This window comes from Nocardia cyriacigeorgica (assembly GCF_005863245.1).
Classification (GTDB): domain Bacteria; phylum Actinomycetota; class Actinomycetes; order Mycobacteriales; family Mycobacteriaceae; genus Nocardia; species Nocardia cyriacigeorgica_C.
Map to the genome: position 1 here is coordinate 363471 of NZ_VBUT01000005.1, position 25374 is coordinate 388844.

Consider the following 25374-nt stretch of genomic DNA (forward strand, 5'->3'; position numbering starts at 1 on the left):
GAGCGGTGAGCTCAGCGGCTCACCGTGATCTCACGCTCCATCCGCGACAACTTCTCCGGATTGCGCACCGCGTACAGGCCGGTGATCAGTCCGTCCTCGATCCGCACCGACAGCACACTGTCCAGCTCGCCGTCCAGCCGCAACACCAACGCGGGCGTGCCGTTGACCAGCGCGGTATCGAACGATGCCGCCGCGCCCACCCGATCCCAGCTCAGTGCGAACAGCTTCGCCACCGGCAACGCACCCACCACCGGCCGCGGCAACGCCTGCTTGATCCCGCCGCCGTCGCCGAGCAACACCACCTCCGGTGCCAGCACATCGAGCAGAGCTTGCAGATCACCGGTGTGCAGCGCCCGCTGGAACGCATCGAGCACACCGCGGGTCTCATCGGCCGACACCGGCCCGCGCGGCCGCCGCGCCGCCACATGCTCGCGCGCCCGGTGGGCGATCTGGCGCACCGCGGCCGGGCTCTTGTCCACGGCTTCAGCGATCTCGTCGTAGCCCAGCGCGAACACTTCACGCAGCACGAACACCGCGCGCTCGACCGGCGCCAGCGTCTCGAGCACCAGCAGCATCGCCATCGACACACTGTCGGCCAGCTCGACGTCATCGGCGACGTCGGGGGAGGTCAGTAGCGGTTCCGGCAGCCACGGGCCGACATAGGACTCGCGGCGACGACCCAGCGTCCGCAGCCGCGTCAACGCCTGCCGGGTGGTGATGCGCACCAGATACGCCCGCCGGTCCCGCACCGTCTCGAGATCGACCTCGGACCACCGCAGCCACGTCTCCTGCAATACGTCCTCGGCATCGGCGGCCGACCCGAGCAACTCGTAGGCGACGGTGAACAGCAGATTGCGATGCGCGAGGAAGGTCTCGGTCGCAGAATCCGCAGCACCATCCACGCTGCCCGGTGCGTCATCCACCATCTGTAGCTCCTGTCAGCTCACGCTCGACTGTGTCACTTACAACGACGCCGGAGGCTGGCGATCTGTGACACCGAGACGATAGCGAGTGGGCCGGAGGGGATGGCCGGGATTCCGGCTAGTTTACGTAATGTTGATTATCGGTAGTTCTACGGCGAGGCCGGAAGGGGTGGCATTCGCTTCGGATGTGGTGCCGAGCAAACAGATCCTGAGTGGGTCCCGGTGAAGTCCGCGCCGAGAAGGTTGCCACTCGACAACGTCTGCACTCGCCGCGTGTATGCAGTGACTGTCATCCCGTTCATCCCGCGATGCGCGACAGCGTTATGTCAGGTCGCAGTGCTTCGAGCGCAGCGCTTCGGCGCACGATCACCCGAACCCTTGTGTCGCACGGTGGACGCCGGATGCGACGTCCCGTCTGTCGACCCCAGCATGGGATGCCGACATGCGCGCGGTGCGTACTCGAACGGCCGGCATCGCGCTAAGCCGAGGGTGCGCACCATATCTCGGGCAGGACCGGTTCGATCCACTCCCCTGGCGCAACACACAAACCCCTCCCTATATTCGTCACAGTGACGAATATAGGGAGGGGTTTCGGACATTAGCGCCTCGCCTATGTTCGGCGACCGGACGTCACGACTGCCTGGTGGGCAGTCCGTTCGGGTAGGCCCACGCCAGACGGGTCAGCACCAGCGCCGCGGCCATCAGGCCGAAGTCACGCAACGCGATATCGCCGTAGCCGCCGACGATCAGCAGGTTGATGATGATCCCGCCCAGCCAGGCCGCCACGAGCGGCGCGCCGAGGCGCGGGAACACGAGTACGGCGATCCCGGCGACGATTTCGATGACGCCGACGATATTCATCGCGGTGTGCGCATCACCGGGAACGAGGTCGTTCACGACTCCGGCGAGATAGCGAGTCCAGTCGTCGGTGAGGACGTTGAGGAATTTGTCGAGCCCGAACAGGATGGGCAGCACACCGAAGCCGAGCCGCAATGCCCAGAACGCCTGGTAGCCGGGTTCGGTGAGGTCGGAAGCCTGGGTTCGAGTGGCGTGCACAGTCATTCGATTTCTCCTGACAACGGATGCGAGGGACGACCGGGCCCCGTGGGGTGGGCTCGGCACGTCGCCGAGCTGAACCGGTTCACAGTGTTAGTGACGGCAGCGGCGCGGGTCTTACCCACCGGCTGCGCGGTTTTCGCGCCGTTACCGTGCGTGTCCTTCGAGCAGATCGTGCAGGGTCGCGGCTTCTTCGGCGCACGCGCCGCACCCGGCGAGGTGCACGCGCATGGCGAGGTCGTCGTAGTGCGGGTCGGCGATGCGGCGTTCGACGTATTCGTCGATCCGGTCGAAGCACTCGTCACAGGACAGGTATGGGCTGGTGTCGGCCAGCAGTCCGGTGATGATCTCGGGGGTCGGTGTGGTGTGCGGATCGGTCATGAGCTGCTCCGATCGGTGCGGGTTTCGAGATGTCCACCGGCGATGAGGGCGGTTCGCAGTCGGTGCCTGGCGTCGTGCAGGGTTTTGTAGAGGGCGTTGCGGGTACTGCCCAGGCGTTCGGCGAGCACGTCGATCGGCACCTGCTCGACGACCAGGGCCAGCAGGATGCGCCGCTGATGCGGGGTGAGGTCGCGGGCGATGGCCGCTGCTATCGCCTGGCCGAGTTCGGTGGCGTCGAAGACGGCCTCCGGTGTCGGCGATTTGTCCGCGATCGATGTCAAGGTGTCCGGCAGCAGGATTTCCCGGTGCCGCCAGGCCTGGCGGCGTACCGCGACTCCCGCGTGGTGTACGCCGAATTTGTAGGCCCAGGTGGTGAATCGGCTGCGGCCCTGGAAGGTCGGGAGTTGGCGCAGTACGGCGATCACGGCGTCGTCGGCGCATTGCTGGGCGAGGTCTTCGAGTTCGGCGGCGCCCGCTCCGGCCAGCAGGTGGCGTAGCCGCCAGATCTGGTGGCGGGTGGCGCGTAGCAGGACGTCGCGTAGCCGGGCTATGGCGTGGTGTCCGGCGGGACCGTCGTCGGTGAGGTCGGTCAGCCATTGCTGGTCGGTTGGTGGGTGTGTGGCGCCGGCGGTGGTGGGGTGCTCACGGCGGGGTCTCGGTTCCGGGCTGCGGCGCCAGGATGCGCACGGCCAGCTCTGGTGTGCAGCCTCGGTCGACGAGCTGGGAGAGCGCGAGGAGGTCGGAGCCGGGATCGGATGCCACGGCTTCAGCCAACCACGGTGGGAATCCCGATACCACCAGCCAGCGTCTGCGCCAGTCCAGGATGTCGGCCGGTGCGCATCGGGGGCGTGCTGGGCGCGTTGGAGTGACCATGCCCTATTGGTGTCGGTGCGGGGCCGTTTCTTACCGTGTCGCCCGCCGCGGTGGCTGCGCGGCGGGCGACACGGGGGTGCCTGGTCAGGCGCCGACGTAGTCGGCGAGGTGTTCGCCGGTGAGGGTGGAGCGGTCGGCGACGAGGTCGGCGGGGGTGCCTTCGAAGACGATCTTGCCGCCGTCGTGGCCTGCGCCGGGGCCGAGGTCGATGATCCAGTCGGCGTGGGCCATCACGGCCTGGTGGTGTTCGATGACGATGACGGTTTTGCCGGCGTCGACGAGCCGGTCGAGCAGGCCGAGCAGGTTGTCGACGTCGGCGAGGTGCAGGCCGGTGGTGGGTTCGTCGAGGATGTAGACCCCGCCCTTCTCCCCCATGTGGGTGGCCAGTTTCAGGCGTTGGCGTTCGCCGCCGGACAGGGTGGTCAGTGGCTGTCCGATGGTGAGGTAGCCGAGGCCGACGTCGGCGAGGCGTTGCAGGATCTTGTGTGCGGCCGGGGTGCGGGCGTCACCGGTGCCGAAGAATTCTTCGGCCTCGCTGACGGGCATGGCGAGCACTTCGCTGATGTCGCGGCCGCCGAGTTTGTAGTCGAGCACTTCGGCCAGGAAACGCTTGCCCTCGCATTCTTCGCAGGGGGTTTCCATGGTGGCCATCATGCCGAGGTCGGTGTAGATGACGCCGGCGCCGTTGCAGGCGGGGCAGGCGCCTTCGGAGTTGGCCGAGAACAGTGCGGGTTTGACGCCGTTGGCTTTGGCGAAGGCTTTGCGGATGGGGTCGAGCAGGCCGGTGTAGGTGGCGGGGTTGGAGCGGCGCGAGCCCTTGATGGCGCCCTGGTCGACGACGACCACGCCGTCGCGTCGGGCGAGGTTGCCGTGGATGAGTGAGCTTTTTCCGGAGCCGGCGACGCCGGTGACGACGGTGAGGACGCCGGTGGGGATGTCGACGTCGACGTCGACGAGGTTGTTCTGGTTGGCGCCGCGGATTTCGAGGGCGCCGTCGGCCTTTCGCACGGTTTTCTTGAGGGTGGCGCGGTAGCCGAGGTGGCGTCCGGTGAGGGTGCCGCTGGTGCGCAGGCCGTCGATGTCGCCTTGGTAGCAGACGGTTCCGCCGCCGGTGCCCGCGCCGGGGCCGAGGTCGATGATGTGGTCGGCGATGGCGATGGCTTCGGGTTTGTGTTCGACGACGAGCACGGTGTTGCCTTTGTCGCGCAGCCGCAGCAGCAGGTCGTTCATGCGCTGGATGTCGTGCGGGTGCAGGCCGATGGTGGGTTCGTCGAAGACGTAGGTGACGTCTGTGAGGGCGGAGCCGAGGTGGCGGATCATCTTGGTGCGCTGGGCTTCACCGCCGGAGAGGGTGCCCGCGGGGCGGTCGAGTGAGAGGTAGCCGAGGCCGATTTCGACGAAGCCTTCGAGGGTGTGGCGCAGGGTGGTGAGCAGGGGTGCGACGGAGGGTTCGTCGAGGTCGCGGACCCAGTCGGCGAGGTCGCTGATCTGCATGGCGCAGGCGTCGGCGATGCTGATGCCGTTGATCTTGGAGGAGCGGGCGGCTTCGCTGAGGCGGGTGCCGTCGCATTCGGGGCAGGTGGTGAAGGTGATGGCGCGGTCGACGAAGGCGCGGATGTGGGGTTGCATCGCTTCGCGGTCCTTGGACAGGAACGATTTCTGGATGCGTGGGATGAGGCCTTCGTAGGTGACGTTGACGTTGTCGACCTTGATGCGGGTGGCTTCTTTGTAGAGCAGGTCGTTGAGTTCGCGTTTGGTGTATTTGCGGATGGGTTTGTCGGGGTCGAGGAAGCCGGAGCCCATGAAGATGCGCCCGTACCAGCCGTCCATGCTGTAGCCGGGGATGGTGAGGGCGCCTTCGCGCAGGGATTTGCTGTCGTCGTAGAGCTGGGTGAGGTCGAAGTCGGAGACGTTGCCCATGCCTTCGCAGCGTGGGCACATGCCGCCGGTGATGTTGAAGCTGCGGCGTTCTTTGACGGTGTGGCCGGCTTTTTCGATGGTGACGGCGCCGGCGCCGCTGATGGAGGCGACGTTGAAGGAGAACGCTTGGGGTGAGCCGATGTGGGGTGTGCCGAGGCGGCTGAACAGGATGCGCAGCAGGGCGTTGGCGTCGGTGGCGGTGCCGACGGTGGAGCGGACGTTGGCGCCCATGCGTTCCTGGTCGACGATGATGGCGGTGGTGAGGCCGTCGAGGGCGTCGACGTCGGGGCGGGCGAGGTTGGGCATGAACCCTTGGACGAAGGCGCTGTAGGTTTCGTTGATCATCCGCTGGGATTCGGCGGCGATGGTGGAGAAGACCAGTGAGCTCTTGCCGGATCCGGAGACGCCGGTGAAGACGGTGAGGCGGCGTTTGGGGATGTCGACGCTGATGTCTTTGAGGTTGTTCTCGCGGGCGCCTTGGACACGGATGATGTCGTGGGTGTCGGCGGGGTGTGGCTGGGCCGGCGCTGCGGCGGCGGTCTTGGCCGGGCTCATGCTGGGGTTCTCCATCTGTTCGCGGACACGTGCCGATCGCCGGTGCGGCCGGGCGGTGCTGTGGTGATCGTATGCGGCTGCGGGTGGTTGTGTGCCGATCCCGCCCGCCGGGTGTGGTGGGTGTCTGCGGGCGGGGCCGGTGATGTCAGTTGATCTGCTGGATGCGCAGCAGGTTGCCGGAGGGGTCGCGGATGGCGCAGTCGCGGATGCCGTAGGGCTGGTCGGTGGGTTCCTGGACGACTTCGGCGCCTTTGGCTTGGAGTTGGTCGAAGACGCCGTCGACGTCTTTGGTGGCGAGGTTGAGGCTGGCGTAGGTGCCTTTGGCCATCATTTCGCTGATGGTGCGGCGTTCGTCGTCGGTGACGCCGGGGTCGGCTTCGGGTGGGTAGAGCACGATGGAGGTGGCGGGCTGGTCGGGCGGGCCGACGGTGATCCAGTGCATGCCCTGGTAGCCGACGTCGTTGCGGACTTCGAAGCCGAGGACGTCGCGGTAGAAGCCGATGGCGGCTTCGGGGTCGGTGTGCGGCAGGTAGGTCTGGGCGATGGTGAGGTGGTTGGTCATGCTGGTCACGCTAATTGCGTGGTGAGAGCGGCGCTTCTCGATTCCTGATCGGTCTGGTGACCTTTTTGGCGACGCAGGAGGGCATGCCGTCGGTGTGGGTGGCTTGGCGGCGGTAGGCGCTGGGTGGCATGCCGACGAGTTCGGTGAAGCGGGTGCTGAAGGTGCCGAGGGATTGGCAGCCGACGGCGAAGCAGACTTCGGTGACGCTGAGTTCGCCTGCGCGCAGCAGGGCCATGGCGCGTTCGATGCGGCGGGTCATCAGGTAGGAGTACGGGGATTCGCCGTAGGCCTGTTTGAACTGGCGGCTGAGGTGTCCTGCGGACATGTGGGCGTCGCGGGCGAGGGCTTCGACGTCGAGGGGTTGGGCGTATTCGCGGTCGATGCGGTCGCGGACGCGTCGGAGCCGGGCCAGGTCGCGCAGGTGTTGCTCGGTGGCTGGGGTGCTCACTCTGGTGATGCTGCCATGTGTTGGCGGTGCTGCCCAGCTTCGCGTGGTCTGGTCTCGGTGGAGGTGGCTTCGATGCGCCGGTGACGTCGTGGTGCGTTCCTGGTTCGGTGCGTGGTGGTCGTGTGGATGCTGATGTCGGCGACCTTGGTCGGCGCCGCATCAGTGACAGCCGATGCGTTGTTGCAGGCAGTGCTCGCCGACCCGGCGGCTGGATCGGGCGTCGGGGACGCGCTGGTCACGCACCGCTCCCCCGCGTGCGGTGCGTGACGCGAGCGCGGTTCAGGCGCCGACCGGTGTGGCGGGGGTGCTTCGCGAGTCGGGTGCGGTGCGGCGGATGGCGTCGGCGGTGGCGTCGTCGGGTTGGTGCTGGGCGTCGAGTTCGGCGGCGACGCGTGCGGTGTAGCGCTCGATTTCGCGGGCGATGTCGGTGTGGTCCCAGCCGAGGTGTGGTGCGGCGAGGGCGGCGGCTTCGGCGGCGACGGCGGTGCCGCGGTCGGTGGTTTCGATGGACAGGTGGGTGCGGCGGGTGAGGATGTCGTCGAGATGCAGGGCGCCTTCGTGGGTGACGGCGTAGACGATCTCGGCGCGCAGGTAGCCGGTGGTGCCGAGGGGGTCCGCGAGGTGGGGGTCGGTGGTGATGAGGTCGTGGATTTCGGTGATGGCGCTGCCGTAGCGGCCGAGCAGGTGGTCGATGGTGGCGGGTGGGAGTCCCATGTCGTCGGCGAGGCGGGCGCGCGACAACGACAGTTCGGTGTAGCCGTGGGCGCCGACGAGCGGGACGGTGTGGGTGCGGGTGGGGCCGATGCGTCGGGGTAGGCCGGTGATGGCGGCGTCGACGGCGTCGGCGGCCATGACGCGGTAGGTGGTGTATTTGCCGCCGGCGACGAGGACGAGTCCGGGGACGGGGGTGACGACGGCGTGTTCGCGCGAGAGTGCGGTGGTCTGGTCGGTGTTGCCGGCGAGCAGCGGGCGCAGGCCGGTGTAGACGCCGACGATGTCGTCGTGGCCGATGGGGTTTTCCAGTAGCCGGTTGACCTGGGTGAGGATGTAGTCGATGTCGGCGCGGGTGGCGGCAGGGTGGGCCAGGTCGTGGTCCCAGGGGGTGTCGGTGGTGCCGATGACCCAGTGCTTCTCGCTCCACGGGCACGGGATGACGAACAGCAGGCTCTTGTCGGTTTCGGTGATGAGTCCGGTGGTGGCGTCGATGCGGTCGCGGGGTACGACGATGTGGACGCCTTTGGAGGTGCGGATCCGGAATTGCGGGGTGGCGTCGAGCATGGCCTGGATCTGGTCGGTCCAGGGGCCTGCGGCGTTGATGACGCGGGTGGCGCGGATGTCGAAGCGGTGGCCGGTTTCGAGGTCTTCGACGATGGCGCCGGTGATGGTGTCGCCGTCGCGGAGGAAGTCGATGACGCGGGTGCTGGATGCGCAGAGGGCGCCGTGGGTGGCGGCGGTGCGGGCCAGCGTCATGGTGTGGCGGGCGTCGTCGATCTGGCCTTCGTAGAAGCTGACGCCGCCGCGGATGCGGTCGCGTTTGGCGCCGGGGAATCGGTCGAGGGTGGCGCGGCGGCCGAGGTGGCGGTGGTGGGCGGGGACGCCGCGGCCTGCGCCGAGGATGTCGTAGACGCCGATGCCGGCTCCGGCCCAGGCGCGGTCGAGGACGGGACGTTCGAGCGGGTAGACGAATTCGACGGGTGTGGCCAGGTGGGGGGCGAGGGTGTCGAGGATGAGGGAGCGTTCGCGCAGGGCTTCGAAGACGAGGCCGAAGTCGAGTTGTTTGAGGTAGCGCAGGCCGCCGTGGATGAGTTTGGAGGAGCGGCTGGAGGTGCCGGAGGCGTAGTCGCGGGCTTCGACGAGGCCGACGCGCAGGCCGCGGGTGACGGCGTCGAGGGCGGTGCCCGCGCCGACGACGCCTGCGCCGATGACGAGGACGTCGAGCTCGGTGCCGGCCATGGTGTGCAGGGCGTGGGCGCGGGTGGTGGGGTTGAGCGGTCGCGGGGTGGTGAGCGCGGGGGTGGTCATCGGGGGTCCTTTGTGGTGGTGGGTATCAGGGGGTGGCCCAGTCGAGGGTGCGGCCGAGGGCTTTGGTCCAGCCGGTGTAGCCGTGGGCGCGTTGCTGTTCGGTCCAGGTGGGCTGCCAGCGGGTGTCTTCGCGCCAGTGCCGGCGTAGTTCGCCGGTGTCGCGCCAGTAGCCGATGGCCAGGCCTGCGGCGTAGGCGGCGCCGAGGGCGGTGGTTTCGGTGATGACGGGGCGGCTGACGGGGACGCCGAGGATGTCGGCTTGGATCTGCATGCACAGGTTGTTGGCGGTGACGCCGCCGTCGACGCGTAGTACTCGCAGGTCGACGCCGGAGTCGCTGGTCATGGCGTCGATGACGTCGCGGGTTTGGTAGCAGATGGCTTCGAGGGTGGCGCGGGCGATGTGGGCGTTGGTGGCGTAGCGGGTGAGGCCGACGATGGCGCCGCGGGCGTCGGAGCGCCAGTGCGGGGCGAACAGGCCGGAGAAGGCGGGCACGAAGTAGACGCCGCCGTTGTCGTCGACTTCGGCGGCGAGGGTTTCGCTGTGGGCGGCGCCGGAGATGATGCCGAGTTGGTCGCGTAGCCATTGGACGGCGGATCCGGTGACGGCGATGGAGCCTTCGAGGGCGTAGACGGCGGGTTGGTCGCCGAGTTGGTAGCAGACGGTGGTGAGTAGGCCGTTGTTCGATCGGACGGGGGTGGTGCCGGTGTTGAGGAGCAGGAAGTTGCCGGTGCCGTAGGTGTTTTTGGCTTGGCCGGGGTCGAAGCAGACCTGGCCGATCATGGCGGCTTGCTGGTCGCCGACGGCGGCGGTGATGGGGACGGCGGCGGCGAAGGGTCCGTCGGGGTGGGTGTGGCCGTAGTGGGTGGGGTGGGCGGAGGCGGTGATGGCGGGCAGCATGGTGCGTGGGATGTCGAACAGGGTGAGTAGTTCGTCGTCCCAGTCGAGGGTGTCGAGGTCCATGAGCATGGTGCGGGCGGCGTTGGTGACGTCGGTGCGGTGGATGCCGCCGCGGGTGCCGCCGGTGAGGTTCCACAGCAGCCAGGTGTCGATGGTGCCGACGAGGGCGTCGCCGCGTTCGGCGGCGGCGCGCAGGCCGGGTCGGTTGTCGAGGAGCCAGCGGATTTTGCCGCCGGAGAAGTAGGTGGCCGGTGGGAGTCCGGTGCGGTGGCGGATGAGCGGGCCTGCGGTGGCGTCGAGTTCGGCGGCGATGCGGTCGGTGCGGGTGTCTTGCCAGACGATGGCGTTGTGGTGGGGGCGGCCGGTGTGGCGGTCCCAGATGACGGTGGTTTCGCGCTGGTTGGTCAGGCCGATGGCGGCGAGGTCGCCGGCGCGTAGGCCGTGGCGGCCGAGGGCGGTCTGGATGACCGCGCAGCTGCGTTCCCAGATTTCGACGGGGTTGTGTTCGACCCAGCCGGGGCGCGGCAGGATCTGCTGGTGTTCGAGTTGGTGGCCGGCGATGACGGTTCCGGTGTGGTCGAAGACGAGGAATCGGGTGCTGGTGGTGCCTTGGTCGAGGGCGCCGATGAGGTCGGTCATCTGTTCTCCGCTGTCCGGGGCTGCCTGCCTCGTCGCAGGAGCGGCCACTGCCGAACCTAGGAACCGTCGCGGCCGCCGACAACGGGGTGCGTTCGACAATGTCGAACGGTTTGCGCGCTACGGTGGTGGGGTGCCGGGAGCGATTCAGTCGATCGAACGTGCCGCCGCGATCATGGCGCTGGTGGCGCAGGCGCCGTTCGGTATCGGGGTGACCGAGGTGGCGGGTGCGCTGGCGCTGCCGAAGGCGACCGTGCACGGGTTGCTGCGCACGCTGCACGGGGTCGGGTATGTCGAGCAGGATCCGCGCACCGGCAAATACCGGATGGGCGCGGGACCCTCCGGGGCGAGCATGGACACCAATGTGTTGCGCTCGTATGCGATGAACTGGGCCGACACGTTGGCGGCGCGGTCGGGGGAATCGGTGCGCATGGGTGCGGTGCACGACGACGGTGTGCAGATCGTGCATCACGTGTTCCGGCCGGATCGGTCCGCGCAGCGGCTGCGGGTGGGTGTGGTGGTGCCGTTGCACGCGACGGCATTGGGCAAAGTGCTGCTGGCCTACACGCCCGGCCTCGCCGAACGCGGCGGTGAACTGCCCGCCTACTCCCACCGCACGGTCACCGCGCCGCGTGCGTTGCAGGCGCAGATCGCGCAGGTGCGGGGGCAGGGGTTCGCCACCGACATCGGGGAATTCGCCTCCGATCGGGCGTCGGTGGCGGCGCCGATCCGTGATCCCGGTGGACGCGTCGTCGGTGCGATCGGTGTGGTGGGGGCGGTGGACCGGGTGTGCCGTGGTGCGGTGGCGCGGTCGGGGCTGGTGGAGTCGGTGCGCTCGGCGGCGGCGGCGATCTCGGCCGATATCGCCGCCGACCGGGCGCGGGTGCGGCGATGATGAGAGCGGCGGGCCGCTCGAGTAACCGATTCGTGCTGGCTGTCGACCAGGGCACGACGTCGAGTCGCGCGATCGTCTACGACGCGGCCGGGCAGTTGGTGTCGGTGGTGCAGCGGGAGCATCGTCAGCTGTATCCGGCGGCCGGGCGGGTCGAACACGATGCGAACGAGGTGCGCCGTCATGTGCAGGCGTTGATCGGGCGGGCGGTTGCCGCGGCCGGGATCGGTGCCGGGCAGGTGGTGGGGATCGGGATCGCCAATCAGCGTGAGACGACGGTGCTGTGGGATCGGCGCACCGGGCGTCCGGTGGGCAACGCCATCGTCTGGCAGGACACCAGAACCGACGACCTCGTCGCCGAGTTGTCCGCGCGGCCCGGGGTCGAGGAGGTGAGTGAACGCAGTGGGCTGCCGCTGCTCGGTTATTTCGCCGCACCACGTATCCGCTGGTTGCTCGACCGCGACGAGCGCCTGCGCGCGGGCGCCGAACGCGGCGACATCCTGTTCGGCACCATGGACAGCTGGCTGATCTGGAATCTCACCGGCGGCGTGCACGTCACCGATGTCAGCAATGCCGGGCGCACCCTGCTGATGAACCTGCACACCCTCGACTGGGATCCGCGGCTGCTCGAGTTCTTCGATATTCCGCGTGCGATGCTGCCCGAGATCCGGTCCAGCGCCGAGATCTACGGCCACACCGTGATCGAGCCGTCGGGTATTCCGATCGCGGCCGCGCTGGGCGATCAGCAGGCGGCGCTGGTCGGGCAGACCTGTTTCGCGGCCGGGGAAACGAAATGCACCTACGGTACCGGCGCGTTCCTGCTGTCCAATACCGGGATCGCGCCGGTGCGGTCACAGCACGGGTTGTTGACCACCGTCGGTTTCCGGCTCGGCGACGAGCCCGCCCACTATGCGCTGGAAGGATCGATCGCCTCCACCGGTTCGCTGGTGCAGTGGCTGCGCGACCGGCTCGGGCTCATCGACGCCGCCCCCGAGATCGAAACCCTGGCCGCCACCGTCACCGATAACGGCGGATGCTCGGTGGTGCCGGCGTTTTCGGGATTGTTCGCACCACGCTGGCAGGCCGAAGCGCGCGGCGTGATCGCCGGGCTGACCTCTTACATCACGCGCGGGCATCTGGCGCGGGCGGTGCTCGAGGCGACCGCGTGGCAGACCCGGGAGGTGGTGGATGCGCTCAACGCCGACACCGGCAGGCCCGTGGACGAGCTGCGCGTGGACGGCGGCATGACCTCGAATTATCTTCTGATGCAACAGATCTCCGACGCGCTCGGAGTGCCGGTGCAGCGGCCGCTGTTCGCTGAAACCGTGTCGCTGGGTGCGGCGTACGCGGCCGGGCTGGCGGTCGGGTTGTGGCCCGATATGGATGGGCTGCGCCGCAACCGCCATATCGCCGGCCGCTGGGAGCCCACTCTGAGCGCCGCCGACCGCGACCGCGGCTACCGGCAGTGGAGCCGGGCCGCGGCGTTGAGCTACGACTGGACCGAGCCCCAGTGACGACCGTGACCAGCCGTGAACGACTCAGCGACCTCAGCCGGGCCCGACGGCTTCCTCATACGCGCGAAGTGTGGCGATGACCAAGGCTCGCTGTTCGGCGGTCAGTGGGCCCAGTGCGGCGCGCCACCCCCGGTCCGCACCACCGAGCCAGGCTTGCACCGCCTCACGGTGCGCGTCGGCGATGGAGACGAGGGTTCGTCGCCGGTCGTTGTCGTCGGTGCGGCGGTCCAGCACGCCCTGGCGGCTGAGGTCGCCGATCATCAGGCTCACAGTGGTCGGCGCCACCTCCAGCCGCCTGGCCAGCTCGTTCACGGTGAGCGGTCCGTCGAGCAGCACGTAGGTCAACAACGACAGATGCCGCGGTGCCAGATCGAACGATCGCAGCGCGTCGGGCACCGGCAGGCGTTTCGCGCGGCCGACCAGGCGCGGCATGAGCGCCACCATGGCTCGGACACTGTCGTCCAGGGATAGACCGTCGTCGGTTGACATACCTTTCTCCCCAAAATATCTTTGTCATTAAAGCTATATGTGGTGAACAGGGCCTATCGTCTCATGCCGACGGGCGGCCGCACCCTGCCTGGAGGTCTTGCCGAATGCCCGAAACACCCACACGCCTGCGGGCTCTGACCATCGGCTTGCATCCGCACGCCCTGGACTACGGTCGTTTCCCCGACTTGGACGAGGAGCACCTCACGGCCAGGGTCGACGCCGCCAACGCCGCCCTGCACGACACCGAATTCGATGTCACGACCTGCATGGTCCAGGCATCCCCCGCACAAGCCGAAGCCGAAGTCCGCGACCTGCTGGCCCACCGATCGTTCGACCTGGTCATGGTGGGCGGTGCGGTGCGGGCCCTGCCCGAGCACACCCTGTTGTTCGAACGCCTGGTCAACGTCATCGCCGAGGCGGCACCGGGAATCCGGTTCTGCTTCAACACCTCACCCGAGACCACCCTCGACGCGCTGCGCCGAGCAGCCGCATCGGCCTGACCATCGTCGGCCGCTGGGTGCGCGGTGGCCCGGACCTCAGAGGTCACCGCCACCGCCGACCAGCCGCGCGGCGATGCCGAGCAGGCTGGTGCCGTGATGGGTGGCGCCGAGCGTGATCAGCCGATCGACCTTCGACGTGCCGCCGTCGAACTTCAGACAGTGGTTCGACACGGTGCCACCCTGGGAGTGGGCGACGATATCCACCGATTCCGCACCCGTCTCCCCCAGCACCCGGTCCACGAAATCGGCGAGCTGACGCGACGATTGCGCCATCGGGCCGACGGCGTTGCGACCAGGCAGCAGCGGGCCGAGACCACCGCCTTCGAGCACACCGGCCTGCCCGTAGTTGAGGGCGAACACGCAGAAACCGGCGCGCCCCGCCGCGACCGTGGACCGGCCGGCCACCGCACCGGCACTCCCGGTCGACGCCACCGCGGTCGCGCCGCCCGGCCGTGCGGTGGCCTGATTGATCTGGTCGGCCAGCAGCTGTTCGGTGAGCGGTATCCGCGGACCCGCCTGGACCTGGCCCATCGTTGCTCCCGCGGCCATGATCGCCGCGCCCGCCAGCACCGCCGCCGCCCGTGCGGCGCGTCGCATTCCCCAACCCATGTCTGCCCTCTCACGCACACCCGGTGCGCAGGCGCCGATCCTCGGCGCGCCACCGCACCCGGAATTGATTCGAAATTCGTGGCGACGCTACGAGTTCCGGTGACCGGCGCGGATCGCATTCGCGCCGAAACCGAGCATTCCCACCGCAACACCGGGCGCGGATTGGAGAAAAGTACAACGCGATCCGGGTCGCCGGCTCGACCGCGGGTACCGGCCGGATCGGGCCGGTACGCTCGTCGGTGAGCTCGCACGCGACCAATCAGGGGGCCGATCATGAGCGTCGACACCACCACCGCGGACGTCGTCGGACAGGTACTGCTGAAGCTCACCGAACCCGAGGGCCGCGCCGACCCCTATCCGCTGTATGAACAGCTGCGGGCCTGTGGGCCCGCGGTTCCCGCGCCCGACGGGACGATCGTCGTCACCGGATACCGCCTGGTGTCGGCGCTGGCACGCGACCATCGGCTCCGCAAACGGCCGGAAACATCGCTGGCCGCCAACGGATTCCCGCACTGGCGGCAGCGGCCCGGGCTGCGGTTGATCTTCGCCAGCATGCTGGTGGCCAATCCACCCGAACACACCCGGCTGCGGCGCCTGGTATCCGGTGCGTTCACCAGCCGGCGGGTGGCCGGGATGCGGACGGCGATCGAGGGACTGGTCAACGGACTGCTCGACCGGATGGACACCGCGGGCATGAACGGTCCGGTCGAATTCATCGACGAATTCGCTTTCCCGTTGCCGGTCACCGTGATCGGTGAACTGCTCGGCATCCCCGAGGCCGACCGGATGCGGTTCCAGCCGCTGGTGCGGGACTGGACCGCGGTGCTGGACCGGCTCGACGAACCCACCGTCACCGCCGCCGACGCCGCGGCCGACACCATCATCGACTACCTGCGCGACCTGATCGCCAGGCGGCGCCGCGAACCCGCCGACGATCTGCTGTCCGCGCTCGCCGCCCCCGACGACGGGCTGCCCGACGACGAACTGATCACCATGGCCGCGCTGCTGTTCGCCGCCGGATTCGAAACCACCACCGGCTTGCTCGCCAACGGCCTGCGCGCCCTGCTCGACCACCCCGACCAGGCCCGGCAGCTGCGGGAACGCCCCGAATTGGCCACCACCGCCGTCGAGGAACTGCTGCGCTACAACTCCCCCGTGCAGCTGCTCACCTCACGCACCGCCCCCGAAGCCATCGACGTCGCGGGACTACACCTCGACGCCGGCCGGCGCGTGGTGATGCTGCTCGGCGCCGCCAACCACGACCCCGACATCTTCGACAACCCGCACCAGCTGCGACTGGACCGCGACGGCGAACCACCCCTGTCCTTCGGCGGCGGCATCCACTACTGCCTCGGCGCACCTCTGGCCCGCCTCGAAGCCCAGATCGCCTTACCCGCCCTGCTGCGCCGCTTCCCCGGTCTCTCCCTCGCCGCCGACCCCGTCCCCCGCGACGGGCTCGCGCTGCACGGACTGGTCCACATGCCCATCCACCTGCGCGAGCCGCAACGGCGCTCGGCAACCTGGCGAACACGCCTGCCACACTGGTGCCACAGCAGGTGGGAGGCCGAGATGAAGATTGCGTCAACAGAATCGGCGCCGGCGACCGCTTGGGCGCACACCCGGCGGCGACGGCGCGCAGTGAGCTGGGCGACGCTCGAGGCGCACCTGTTCACCGGCTACCCGCACATCCAGCTGCTGCTTCGGATCCGGGGACGGGTCCTGCCGTGGCGCGGTGGCTGGTATTGCGCCGCCGCGCTCACCGTCGCCGCCGCCGGTGCGGTCGCGTTCTGGCTCGGCGCCTCGCACCCGCGCCCCGCGTGGGTGCTCGCCGCAACGCTGATGGGGGCCTGCGCTGGATTGCAGATCACCGGATGGGTGCGTGCCTGGCGCGGCTACGGCACCGGCGCCGACGCGGTATGGGGCGGTGTGGTGTTCTCGGCCGGCTTCGTGCCCGCGTTCGGGATCGGGATACTCGAGAGCCGGATCTGGACCTCGGACACCACCCCCACCCCGGTGTTCTATCTGACGCTCGCCACACTGGCCCTGGGATTCACCGGCCTGCACGGCAGCTCACTCACCCCCGCCCCGGGCAGCCGCCGCTACCAGCGCGCCCTCGACGCCGTCGCCGCCCTCCCCGACTCCGAGCGGCAACGGCTCACCGCCGACCTCGCCACCGCGCTGCGCCTGCTGCGCGACCACCGCGCCATCACCCCCACCGAATACCGCGACGCCCTCGCCGCACCGTTGGGAGGGCTCACCGCCGCACTGACCCACCGCTCCCCGAACTGACCCGGCACCACAACTCGGCCCTCGCCGACGCCGACGGATGATTCGCCGGTCCTGATGCGGCGCGCCGAGTAGAGCCCTCGGGCGCGCCGCTATCCGGTGAGGGTCTTCTCCACCAGGTCCAAGAAGGCGTCGACTTCGCGTTCGTCATATCCACGGTGACCGAATCGCGGCCGCCGGAACGCGATGTCGCGCACCTCGGTCGCGGTCAGCCGATCGGCGCCGCGCAACGTCGCTTCGACCCGGTCGAGGAAGGCATCCACCTCGTCCTCTCGATAGCCGCGCGCACCCCACCGCGGCCTACTGAACGTGATCGCGCGTACCTCGTCTGCGGTGAGACTCATCGGTGCCTCCTCGGGCGAGCTGATCGATCCATTGTCGCCGCACCTGCGCTGGTTCGCGACGCCTATCGCACCACCCGGGAAACCTGGTCCGCCACCGTCTCGCGCCGGCCCCGCTCAGGGCCTGCACATCCCGCAGAACCGGATGTCGCGATGACAGCGGCACTGTCTCACCGTTCGCCGAGCCGAGTCCCGCACGGCGGCGGATGCGGTGCCGCGGAGGCGATCTCACCGCCGGAAGGGCAGCGCGCGCCGCGCCGGCAGCGGGCCTGCCGACGACAGGCAGCGGCTACTCCCACTCCACCTCGAGGTCGCGCGTGCCGGACACCGCGAGCACGGCCGCCGCCGCCTGGCGAACCCGCTTGCGCAGCCCCGGGGTGGGTGTATCGAATCCGGTGACGGTGACGACATTGCCGCTGCTGCGGTAACGCCAGATGCCCATCACCTCACCGGCGTCGAGCACCGCACCGGGCGCCGACACCGGCCGCCAGATCAGCTTGCGGCGCGCCGCATCCGGCACCAGCAGCGCTCGGTCGGCCTGGCGCAGATACGGGTCGTGCGGCGGTACGAGGACCGTGCCGGCGGGGGCCGGTGCGGCAAGCAGGTCGTCGGCCAGGGCGGCCGGCAGGCTGTAGCGGCGGTCGTCGATACGCACCGGCACCAGATCGGCGCCCTGCCACTCCGCGGCGATATCGGCGGGCTCGACGCCCAGCCAATCGGCGAACAAGGCGCGGGTGATCGGCCCGTTCACGCGGAAGAAGGTGTCGAGCAGCGTGGCGCGCGGGCGACGCGGATGTTCGCGCGGGTGTTCGGGCGCCGGAAACAGCAGGGTCGCGCGCCGCTCGTCTGCCCCCACCAGGATCTGGGCCCGGCAGCCCGCGGTGCGGAACAACCCGTCCGGGACATGGTGGGCGCGGCAGCGTGCACACCACGACACCAGCTCCTCCGGGACCCGTCGAGTGACAGCGGTACTGGCGTCGGACTTGCTGATCGGGCCGGTCACCACCGCGCGAAGGGCCTCGGCGACGACCTCGACCGCCCGCACCCGGTCCGCGCCACCGGAATCGGACGGGATCGGGGTGTGGGCTGCGGTGACGAAGTCGAGCCGGTCGAGGCGGTGTACATGCGGGGCGCCGCGCACCGACCACATCGCCACCAGCGGTCCGTCGGGCCCGATCCGCGCCGTCATCGACCGTGCTCGCAGCGACCGCAACGCCCCATCGGGTCGCCCGTCCTGAACACCGAGCAGCAACAGATCGTCCAGATCCGTACCGCTGGCGCCGAAGCCATGGCGATCCCAGCGGTGCCCCAGCCACCGCCTCCGGTCGACGACGAGCGCGCCCGCCATGACCCCACTCTAAGAGGTGGCCGCTACCCGCCGGGCGTGGGTGTAGATCAGGCGCGCGTACTCGGTGAGCAGCCGGTCCAGGCCGATGGGCTGCTCACCGGTGGCGGTCTGCTGGAAACCGATCAGCATCGCCATCCCCAGTTCGGTGACCACGGCAGCGGTCTCATCATCGCCGACCACCCCTTTGATCGCCTTGTGCACGGTGCGCCTACGGGATTCGTCGACCCGCTTGACCGCCAGATTCACCGATTCGTCATTGGCCGCCCACGCACGGATGGCGGCTTCGGCGGCATGATGCAGGCCCAGCGCCAGATCGGACATGGCGCGGATGTCGTCGTCGGGATGGCCCTGGTTGAAGTTGAGGGTGCGCAGGATCAGGACCTGACGGTTCTCCCAATGATCGAGCAGGGCGTCGACGAAACCCTGCCAGCTGCCGAAATGATGGTAGAAGGAGCCGCTGGTGACACCGAGGCGCCGGCACAGCACACCGATATTGAGGTTCTTGAAGCCGAGTTCGGCCAGCACTTCCAGTCCGGTGTGGAAGTACTGCTCCTTGGTGACCACTCGTGACATACGGCGCCGTTCTCTGGTATGGGCTGGGTGGAAGGACCGAACGGTACCCCATCGTGTCGTCGGCTGGCCCGAGGGTAGCCGAGTCACGACGCCGATTACAGAGTGTCATCGGGTATCAGTTACTTCGTGAAACGTTAAGCGCGGGAAGGAAACAGGCGCCCGCGCGGCCGATCGCCGTTCAGAATCCGGCAGCGTGCGGCACAGGGGCCGCACTGTCAGTACTCGTCCACATGCGCGACGACTCAGTCGCCGCCCCGGCCACTGGCCCCGCCCCAGTCCATAACAGAGCACTCGCTCTGTTATGGTGGACGCATGCCCCGCCCCCGCATCCACGACCCCGACGCCGTCCTCGACGCCGCCGAGAACCTGGCCGCGCGCTCCGGCCCGGCCGCGGTGACCATCCGCGCCGTCGCCGCCGCGACCGGCGTCTCCAACGGCGCGATCTACCACAGCTTCGGCTCACGCGCCGAACTGCTGGCACGGGCCTGGCTGCGGGCCGCGCACCGGTTCCTGGACCTGCAAACCACCCACGTCGACGCCGTCCTCCCGGCCACGCCGCAACCCGGCTCCGCCGCCAGCGTCGACGCCGTCGTCGCGGCCGCCCGCACACCCGCGGACTTCACCCGCGAGCACCCGGATTCCTCGGCGCTGCTGCTGACCATCTCGCGGGAACAGCTCCTCGGCGACGACCTACCCGACACCCTCGCCACCGAACTCGCCGGCACCGACCAGGCGTTGGTGGCCTTGATGATTCGGCTCGCGGACGCGATGTGGGATCGCCGCGACGGACGCGCCGTCGCCGTCATCACCACCTGCCTGGTCGATCTCCCCACAGCGATCCTGTTGCGCCGCAACCAGATCGACGCACCACACGCCCAGCGTCAGCTGGAAGCCGCGGTGCGCGCCGTCCTCGACATCGGACCACCCGACTAGACCCCGGAAAACCCTCGACCCCGAACAACAAAGGAGCCCCCATGCCCACCCTCGACTACCACGACAAGATCGCCGTCCTCGACCTCGGAGACGGCGAGAACCGCTTCTCCCCCACCTTCCTCGACGAGCTTAACGCCCACCTCGACGCCGTCCTCGCCGACGGCGCCCACGCCCTCATCACCACCGCGAGCGGCAAGTTCTACTCCAACGGCCTGGACCTGGAATGGCTGTCGGCCAACGGCGAACGCGCCGACTGGTACGTCGCCCAGGTCCACGCCCTCTTCGCACGCGTACTCACCCTCGGCGTCCCCACGGTCGCCGCCATGCCCGGCCACGCCTTCGGTGCCGGTGCGATGCTCGCCATCGCCCACGACTACCGCATCATGCGCGCCGACCGCGGCTACTTCTGTTTCCCCGAGGTCGACATCCGCATCCCGTTCACCCCCGGCATGGCGGCCCTGATCCAAGCCAAGCTCACCCCGCAAACCGCCGTGGCCTCCATGACGACCGGCCGCCGCTGGGGCGGTGTGGACGCCGCGGCAGCGGGCATCGTCGACGCCACCGCACCCGAAGGCGAACTCGTCTCCGCCGCAACCGAACTACTGGCCCCGCTGGGCGCCAAGGACCCCGGCACCCTGGCCGCCATCAAACAGACCATGTTCGCCACCGCCGTCCAAGCGCTCACCTAGACGAGTAAGTCCGAAGCCCCCGCGTTGCCCGGACGTGGGAGGAGAGCACCGAAGATCATCGGGTGACGAACGACCTCGACGCCGACACAACCACACCACCGGCGCACCCGTCATTCGGTCACAGATCGCCTACGACCGCTGACCAATACTCGGATCAGTGGGGCTCCGCCGCACAGTCGGCCACCGATAGGCCGGCCGACCTTGCGGAAGAGTCGGGGTCAGCAGCTCACAGCCGCACGCCCAGCAGTGCGTCCACTGCGGTGGCGACGGCGGCCGGGGCGCCGGTGTCGGTGCCGCCGTAGGTGAGTGCCTCATCGGCCCAGTTGTCGATCGCCGCCAGCGCCTTCGGGGTGTCGAGGTCGTCGGCCAGGTGCTGGCGCAGGCGGGCGATGGTGTCGGTGGCGGCACCGGCGGCGGGCAGGGCGGCGGCGCGGCGCCAGCGGTCCAGCCGGGCGAGGGCGTCGTCGAGCACGGTGTCGGTCCACATGCGGTCCTGGCGGTAGTGCCCGGCCAGCAGACCCAACCGGATCGCGGCCGGATCCACCCCGGCGCGGCGCAGCTTCGACACCAGCACCAGGTTGCCCTTGGATTTCGACATCTTCTCCCCGTCCAAACCGATCAGCCCGGCATGGACGTAGTGGCGGGCGAAGCGGCGTCCGGCGACGAGTGCTTCGGCGTGCGCGGCGGAGTACTCGTGGTGCGGGTAGATCAGGTCGCTGCCGCCGCCCTGGATGTCGAACTCGGTGCCGAGGCGGTTCACCGCGATCGCGGCGCATTCGATATGCCAGCCCGGGCGGCCCGGACCGAACGGCGACGGCCACGACGGTTCGCCGGGGCGCGCCGCCCGCCACAGCAGGGCGTCGATGGTGTCGCGTTTGCCGGGACGGTCGGGGTCGCCGCCGCGTTCGGCGAACAACCGTTCCATGGTCTCCCGGTCGTAGCCGGATTCGTAGCCGAACTGTTCGGTGGCGTCGGCGCGGAAGTAGATGTCGGGGAATTCGGCATCGTCGACGGTGTAGGCGGCGCCGGAGGCGACGAGTTTGCCGACGAACTCCACCACCTCGTCGACCGATTCGATGGCGCCGATGTAGTCGCGCGGCGGGACGATCCGCAGCGCGGTCATGTCCTCGCGGTAGAGCTCGATCTCGCTGGTGCCCAGTTCGCGCCAGTCGACGCCGTCGCGGGCGGCGCGTTCGAACAGCGGGTCGTCGACGTCGGTGACGTTCTGCACGTAGTGCACCTCATGGCCGCCGTCGCGCCAGATCCGGTTGATCAGATCGAAGGTCAGGTAGGTGGCGGCGTGGCCGAGGTGGGTGGCGTCGTAGGGGGTGATGCCGCACACGTACATCGTCGCGGTGGCGCCGGGGGTCACCGGGCGCACCTGCCGGTCGGCGGTGTCGAACAACCGCAACGGGGGTCCTGCTCCGGGGACCGTCGGGATCGGGGTATCGGACCAGGACTGCATTCTTCGAGGGTAAAGGTGTCGTGGAGGCCGTCGGCGCGCACCCCGGCGCACACGCGTGACACGGCATGCGATACGCGGGCGCGGACCTGCACGGAACCGGCCACGCGGCGTTGTCAAGGGTTTGGCTCAGACAGAACCGATGACCCGCGCGGGGCTCAGAACGCCGGCCACGGAATGGGGCGCGCGGTCACCGGCAGCGGCATGGTCGGTTCGTCGAGCAGCCGTTTGGCGCGGTCGAGGAGCGCGTCGATCTCGGCGTCGGTGATATGGGCGGACAGGGTGTCGGCCAGCTCGCCCGGCAGCGCGTTGGTGAAGGCTTCGATATCGGCGAGCAGGGTGTCGTCGATGGGTTGCCCGGCCCACCCCCACAGCACGGTGCGCAGTTTGTGTTCGGTGTGCAGGCAGATGCCGTGGTCGACGCCGTACACCTGGCCGTCGATGCCTTCCAGCGCGTGCCCGCCTTTGCGGTCGGCGTTGTTGAGCAGCACATCCAGCACCGCCATCCGGTGCAGGCGCGGGTCGTCGGCGTGGATGAGCGAGACCTCGTTGCCTTCGGGGTCCAGGGCGCGCAGCACTTCGCGGAAACCGTCGGGCACCGCGCCCGGCGGGCACAGGTCGACCAGATCGAGGCGGTGGCCGCGGTCGGTGTGATTGTCGGCGGCGGTGATCCAGCGTTGCACCATGCCCGGCCCGAACGGACCGTCGCGCAGGATCGTCTCGGGGATGACCGACCAGCCCAGCGCTTCGGAGATCAGGTACGAGGCGACTTCGCGTCCGGCGAGGGTGCCGTCGGGGAAATCCCACAGCGGCTGCTCCCCGCGCACCGGCTTGTACACCACCCGCAGGGGATTCTCGCCGTCACCGATATCGCAGACGAGGGTGACGTTGCTCGCGGTGGTCACGCGCCCGATCACCGTCAGCTCGCCGGTGCCGAACTCGTCACCTGCCGCGGGCACGGCTCATTCCTCCAGCTCGGTGGCGCCGAAGATGTCGCCGCGTTTGTAGCCGTTGGTGCGCACGCACATGTGCCCGCGCGCCGACAGCGGTTCCCCGCACAGCGGGCACGGCGGGCGCCCGGCCGCGATCACGCGCGCCGATCGCAGCGCGAACTCGCGCGCCTGCATCGGGGTGAGGAACACCCGCACCGCGTCGGGGCCTTCTTCGGTGTCGTCGAGCACCACCGATTCGTCGACTTCGGTTTCGGTGATCGCGAGCAGTTCCACCACGACCGCGCCGGCGTCGGCGTCCCAGCCCAAGCCCATGGTGCCGACCCGGAATTCGGCGTCGATCGGGGTGACCAGGGGCGCGGTGTCGCTGACGTCGTCGGCTTGCGGCGGCACCTCGGCGCCGAAGCGGCGCGCCACTTCGTCCAGCAGCAGACCCATGCGGTCGGCGAGCACCTTCACCTGCTGCTTTTCCAGCAGCACGCTGACCACGCGGGGTTCTTGCACGGCCTGCAGGTAGAACGCGCGATCGCCCGGCTCACCGACGGTTCCGGCGACGAAACGTTCGGGGGTGCGGAATACATGGATTGCGCGTGACACATGCACCTCCTGATACGTGATCATGTTCGGCCCGCGGCGCCCGTGTCGGGGTCGACGCGGCCGCGACTGCCCGGTTCGGCCGACTACTCATGACAAGGAATCGCTGGGCCGCGCATTCCCATTATCCGTGTTCCCGCCCGCACCGATCTCACCCCCGGGCACCGGACCCGACTCGGCGGCGGCTCGTCCGGGTACGGGGGCCAGGCCGTCGAGATCGGGGCCGGTGTCGTTGATCCGGGTCACATACGGCGCGGTCGGGGTGTAGCGGACCACGCTGATGGAGGCCGGTTCGACCACGATGCGCTGGAAGCCGTCCAGGTGCAGGCCGAGCGCGTCGGCGAGGACGGATTTGATGACGTCGCCGTGGGTGCACGCCACCCACAGCACGTCACCGCCGTGCGCTTCGGCGAGGGTGCGGTCGTGTTCGCGGACCGCGGCGACCGCGCGGGCCTGGACGTCGGCGAGGCCCTCACCGCCGGGGAACACCGCGCCGGAGGCGTGCCGTTGCACGACCTTCCACAGCGGTTCCTCCAGCAGTTCCGAGATCGCTCGGCCGGTCCAGTCGCCGTAGTCGACTTCGGCCAGCCGCGCCTCCACGACCGGTTCCAGGCCGGTCTTCTCGGCGAGTGGGGCGACGGTGCGCTGGCAGCGCAGCATCGGTGAGATGACGATCTGCTGGATCGGCAGACCGCCGAGGCGTTCGGCGACCGAGCGGGCTTGTTCGGCGCCGCGGTCGGTGAGTTCGACGCCGGGGCTGCGGCCGGCCAGTGTGTGCGCGGTGTTGGAGGTCGACACACCGTGGCGCAGCAGGATCACCGTCATGGCGCCAGCCTAGCGATCACGTGGCCGACACCACCCCGCCCGCGAGCAGGCCCATCACGATCAGCCCGAGCACGATGCGGTAGCCGACGAACCAGTAGAGGCTGTGATTGCTGACGAAACGCAGCAGCCAGGCGACCGAGGCGTAGCCGGCGGCGAACGCGATCAGGGTGGCCACCAGCAGCTGCGCGCCGCTGGCGTTGAGGCCTTCACCTGCGGGTTCGAAGGCATCGGGGAGGCTGAACAGACCCGAGGCGGTGACGGCGGGGATGGCGAGCAGGAACGAGAACCGCACCGCGGCCTCGCGTTCGAGCCCGAGGAACAGGCCCGCGCTGGAGGTGGCGCCGGAGCGGGAGACGCCCGGGATCAGCGCCAGGCACTGGGCGAAGCCCATGATCAACCCGTCGCGGGTGGTGAGCTGTTCGATCGGGCGGGTCTTGCGGCCGTAGTATTCGGCGGCCGCGATGACCAGCGCGAACGCGATCAACATGAACGACACCAGCCACAGGTTGCGGGCACCGGTGCGGATGACGTCTTTGAACACGAACCCCAGCACCCCGATCGGGATGGTGGCGATGATCACATACCAGCCGATGCGGTAGTCGAGTTCGCGTTGGGCGTCGGCGTCGGGGTCGTAGCCGAGCGGCCCGGATCCGGTGACGACGGGCAGTTTCGTGGTGACCTGTTCGCTCAGCGGCACCGTCTCGCGGGAGCGCTGGGTCAGCTTCTCGAACACCGTGTCGCACCAGACTTTCACGATGCGCCAGATGTCCTTGGCGAAGTACACCAGCACCGCGGCCTCGGTGCCGAGCTGGGTGACGGCGGTGAAGGAGGCGCCGGCGTCGTCGCCGAAGAACACCGACGACACGATCCGTAGATGTCCGGAGGAGGAGATCGGCAGGAACTCGGTCAGCCCCTGCACCAGGCCGAGCACTATCGCCTGGAGCCAGGTCATCGACTCGCCTATCACTCACCCTCCTGTACTGCCGCCGAAATGTCCGTTCCGAGAAGATGATTGGTTCATCGGCGGGTGACCCCGGCGTTCGGACCGCTATCTCGCAGCGACAGTACCGTGTTGACCTCGATGGTGCCGGACGG

General features: G+C 69.1%; 26 protein-coding genes. 7 read left to right on the forward strand and 19 right to left on the reverse strand.

Annotated features, from left to right (window positions below):
* Window positions 1-11 precede the first annotated feature (11 nt).
* From FEK34_RS14850 to FEK34_RS14885, 7 genes are all read right to left on the reverse strand, one after another.
* Entirely contained in the window at window positions 12-926 is a 915-nt protein-coding gene (locus FEK34_RS14850) for an RNA polymerase sigma-70 factor (protein WP_138448450.1), read from the reverse strand.
* Window positions 927-1553: 627 nt separating this feature from the next.
* Window positions 1554-1985: a hypothetical protein gene (locus tag FEK34_RS14855; protein ID WP_138448451.1), complete on the reverse strand. Its 432-nt coding sequence runs from the start codon at window positions 1983-1985 to the stop codon at window positions 1554-1556.
* 141 nt (window positions 1986-2126) lie between these two features.
* Window positions 2127-2360: a hypothetical protein gene (locus tag FEK34_RS14860; RefSeq protein WP_138448452.1), complete on the reverse strand. Its 234-nt coding sequence runs from the start codon at window positions 2358-2360 to the stop codon at window positions 2127-2129.
* Window positions 2357-2953, reverse strand: coding sequence for an RNA polymerase sigma factor (locus FEK34_RS14865; RefSeq protein ID WP_138448453.1), 597 nt, complete (start codon window positions 2951-2953; stop codon window positions 2357-2359). The genes FEK34_RS14860 and FEK34_RS14865 overlap by 4 nt, the downstream gene beginning before the upstream one ends.
* 364 nt (window positions 2954-3317) lie before the next feature.
* Entirely contained in the window at window positions 3318-5708 is a 2391-nt protein-coding gene (locus tag FEK34_RS14875; protein ID WP_138448455.1) for an ATP-binding cassette domain-containing protein, read from the reverse strand.
* 145 nt (window positions 5709-5853) lie between these two features.
* Window positions 5854-6270, reverse strand: coding sequence for a VOC family protein (locus FEK34_RS14880; RefSeq protein WP_138448456.1), 417 nt, complete (start codon window positions 6268-6270; stop codon window positions 5854-5856).
* Between the two features lie 10 nt (window positions 6271-6280).
* The gene (locus FEK34_RS14885) at window positions 6281-6718 is read right to left on the reverse strand and encodes a helix-turn-helix transcriptional regulator (RefSeq protein ID WP_138448457.1); all 438 of its coding nucleotides are present in this window, start codon (window positions 6716-6718) and stop codon (window positions 6281-6283) included.
* Between the two features lie 111 nt (window positions 6719-6829).
* Between FEK34_RS14885 and FEK34_RS29995 the strand changes: the two genes are divergently transcribed.
* A complete protein-coding gene (locus FEK34_RS29995; protein ID WP_171048225.1) occupies window positions 6830-6985 on the forward strand; it encodes a hypothetical protein in 156 nt (51 codons plus the stop codon).
* Between the two features lie 12 nt (window positions 6986-6997).
* On the opposite strand, the gene FEK34_RS14890 is transcribed toward FEK34_RS29995, so the two are convergent.
* Both FEK34_RS14890 and glpK (FEK34_RS14895) read right to left on the reverse strand, forming a co-directional pair.
* Window positions 6998-8740 (reverse strand): glycerol-3-phosphate dehydrogenase/oxidase, encoded by a 1743-nt coding sequence (locus tag FEK34_RS14890; protein ID WP_138448458.1) that lies wholly within the window; start codon window positions 8738-8740, stop codon window positions 6998-7000.
* Between the two features lie 25 nt (window positions 8741-8765).
* The gene (gene glpK, locus FEK34_RS14895; protein WP_138448459.1) at window positions 8766-10277 is read right to left on the reverse strand and encodes a glycerol kinase GlpK; all 1512 of its coding nucleotides are present in this window, start codon (window positions 10275-10277) and stop codon (window positions 8766-8768) included.
* Window positions 10278-10407: 130 nt separating this feature from the next.
* Between glpK (FEK34_RS14895) and FEK34_RS14900 the strand changes: the two genes are divergently transcribed.
* Window positions 10408-11169 (forward strand): IclR family transcriptional regulator, encoded by a 762-nt coding sequence (locus FEK34_RS14900; protein ID WP_138448460.1) that lies wholly within the window; start codon window positions 10408-10410, stop codon window positions 11167-11169.
* A complete protein-coding gene (glpK, locus tag FEK34_RS14905; protein WP_138448602.1) occupies window positions 11169-12680 on the forward strand; it encodes a glycerol kinase GlpK in 1512 nt (503 codons plus the stop codon). The genes FEK34_RS14900 and glpK (FEK34_RS14905) overlap by 1 nt, the downstream gene beginning before the upstream one ends.
* 33 nt (window positions 12681-12713) lie before the next feature.
* Here glpK (FEK34_RS14905) and FEK34_RS14910 read toward each other — a convergent pair whose 3' ends face one another.
* Window positions 12714-13169 carry a MarR family winged helix-turn-helix transcriptional regulator gene (locus tag FEK34_RS14910; protein WP_138448461.1) on the reverse strand — a complete coding sequence of 152 codons (456 nt, stop codon included), beginning with the start codon at window positions 13167-13169 and terminating at the stop codon, window positions 12714-12716.
* A gap of 104 nt (window positions 13170-13273) precedes the next feature.
* Between FEK34_RS14910 and FEK34_RS14915 the strand changes: the two genes are divergently transcribed.
* Complete coding sequence (locus tag FEK34_RS14915; RefSeq protein ID WP_138448462.1) at window positions 13274-13669, forward strand: hypothetical protein; 396 nt, start codon at window positions 13274-13276, stop codon at window positions 13667-13669.
* Between the two features lie 36 nt (window positions 13670-13705).
* Here the strand turns inward: FEK34_RS14915 and FEK34_RS14920 are convergent, their stop codons facing one another.
* On the reverse strand, window positions 13706-14266 hold the full coding sequence (locus FEK34_RS14920) for an esterase/lipase family protein (RefSeq protein WP_349292430.1): 561 nt from the start codon (window positions 14264-14266) through the stop codon (window positions 13706-13708).
* A 285-nt stretch (window positions 14267-14551) separates the two neighbouring features.
* On the opposite strand from FEK34_RS14920, the gene FEK34_RS30785 reads away from it, so the two are divergent.
* Entirely contained in the window at window positions 14552-16567 is a 2016-nt protein-coding gene (locus tag FEK34_RS30785; protein WP_249359191.1) for a cytochrome P450, read from the forward strand.
* 89 nt (window positions 16568-16656) lie between these two features.
* Here FEK34_RS30785 and FEK34_RS31155 read toward each other — a convergent pair whose 3' ends face one another.
* The 3 genes from FEK34_RS31155 to FEK34_RS14940 form a co-directional block, all read right to left on the reverse strand.
* Window positions 16657-16908 (reverse strand): DivIVA domain-containing protein, encoded by a 252-nt coding sequence (locus tag FEK34_RS31155; protein ID WP_138448463.1) that lies wholly within the window; start codon window positions 16906-16908, stop codon window positions 16657-16659.
* Between the two features lie 286 nt (window positions 16909-17194).
* The gene (locus FEK34_RS14935; protein WP_138448464.1) at window positions 17195-18253 is read right to left on the reverse strand and encodes a DNA glycosylase AlkZ-like family protein; all 1059 of its coding nucleotides are present in this window, start codon (window positions 18251-18253) and stop codon (window positions 17195-17197) included.
* 9 nt (window positions 18254-18262) lie between these two features.
* Window positions 18263-18826 (reverse strand): TetR/AcrR family transcriptional regulator, encoded by a 564-nt coding sequence (locus FEK34_RS14940; RefSeq protein ID WP_138448465.1) that lies wholly within the window; start codon window positions 18824-18826, stop codon window positions 18263-18265.
* Window positions 18827-19138: 312 nt separating this feature from the next.
* On the opposite strand from FEK34_RS14940, the gene FEK34_RS14945 reads away from it, so the two are divergent.
* Window positions 19139-19759 carry a TetR/AcrR family transcriptional regulator gene (locus tag FEK34_RS14945; protein ID WP_138448466.1) on the forward strand — a complete coding sequence of 207 codons (621 nt, stop codon included), beginning with the start codon at window positions 19139-19141 and terminating at the stop codon, window positions 19757-19759.
* A 41-nt stretch (window positions 19760-19800) separates the two neighbouring features.
* Complete coding sequence (locus tag FEK34_RS14950) at window positions 19801-20448, forward strand: enoyl-CoA hydratase-related protein (protein WP_138448467.1); 648 nt, start codon at window positions 19801-19803, stop codon at window positions 20446-20448.
* A gap of 226 nt (window positions 20449-20674) precedes the next feature.
* Here FEK34_RS14950 and mshC read toward each other — a convergent pair whose 3' ends face one another.
* The 5 genes from mshC to FEK34_RS14975 all read right to left on the reverse strand — a co-directional run bounded on the left by mshC (window position 20675) and on the right by FEK34_RS14975 (window position 25231).
* Window positions 20675-21913, reverse strand: coding sequence for a cysteine--1-D-myo-inosityl 2-amino-2-deoxy-alpha-D-glucopyranoside ligase (mshC, locus tag FEK34_RS14955; protein WP_138448468.1), 1239 nt, complete (start codon window positions 21911-21913; stop codon window positions 20675-20677).
* Between the two features lie 155 nt (window positions 21914-22068).
* Window positions 22069-22869, reverse strand: coding sequence for an SCO1664 family protein (locus FEK34_RS14960; RefSeq protein ID WP_138448469.1), 801 nt, complete (start codon window positions 22867-22869; stop codon window positions 22069-22071).
* A 3-nt stretch (window positions 22870-22872) separates the two neighbouring features.
* Entirely contained in the window at window positions 22873-23457 is a 585-nt protein-coding gene (locus FEK34_RS14965; RefSeq protein ID WP_138448470.1) for a DUF3090 domain-containing protein, read from the reverse strand.
* Between the two features lie 87 nt (window positions 23458-23544).
* Window positions 23545-24279: a histidine phosphatase family protein gene (locus tag FEK34_RS14970; RefSeq protein WP_138448471.1), complete on the reverse strand. Its 735-nt coding sequence runs from the start codon at window positions 24277-24279 to the stop codon at window positions 23545-23547.
* 16 nt (window positions 24280-24295) lie between these two features.
* Window positions 24296-25231 (reverse strand): undecaprenyl-diphosphate phosphatase, encoded by a 936-nt coding sequence (locus tag FEK34_RS14975; RefSeq protein ID WP_138448472.1) that lies wholly within the window; start codon window positions 25229-25231, stop codon window positions 24296-24298.
* Window positions 25232-25374 lie beyond the last annotated feature (143 nt).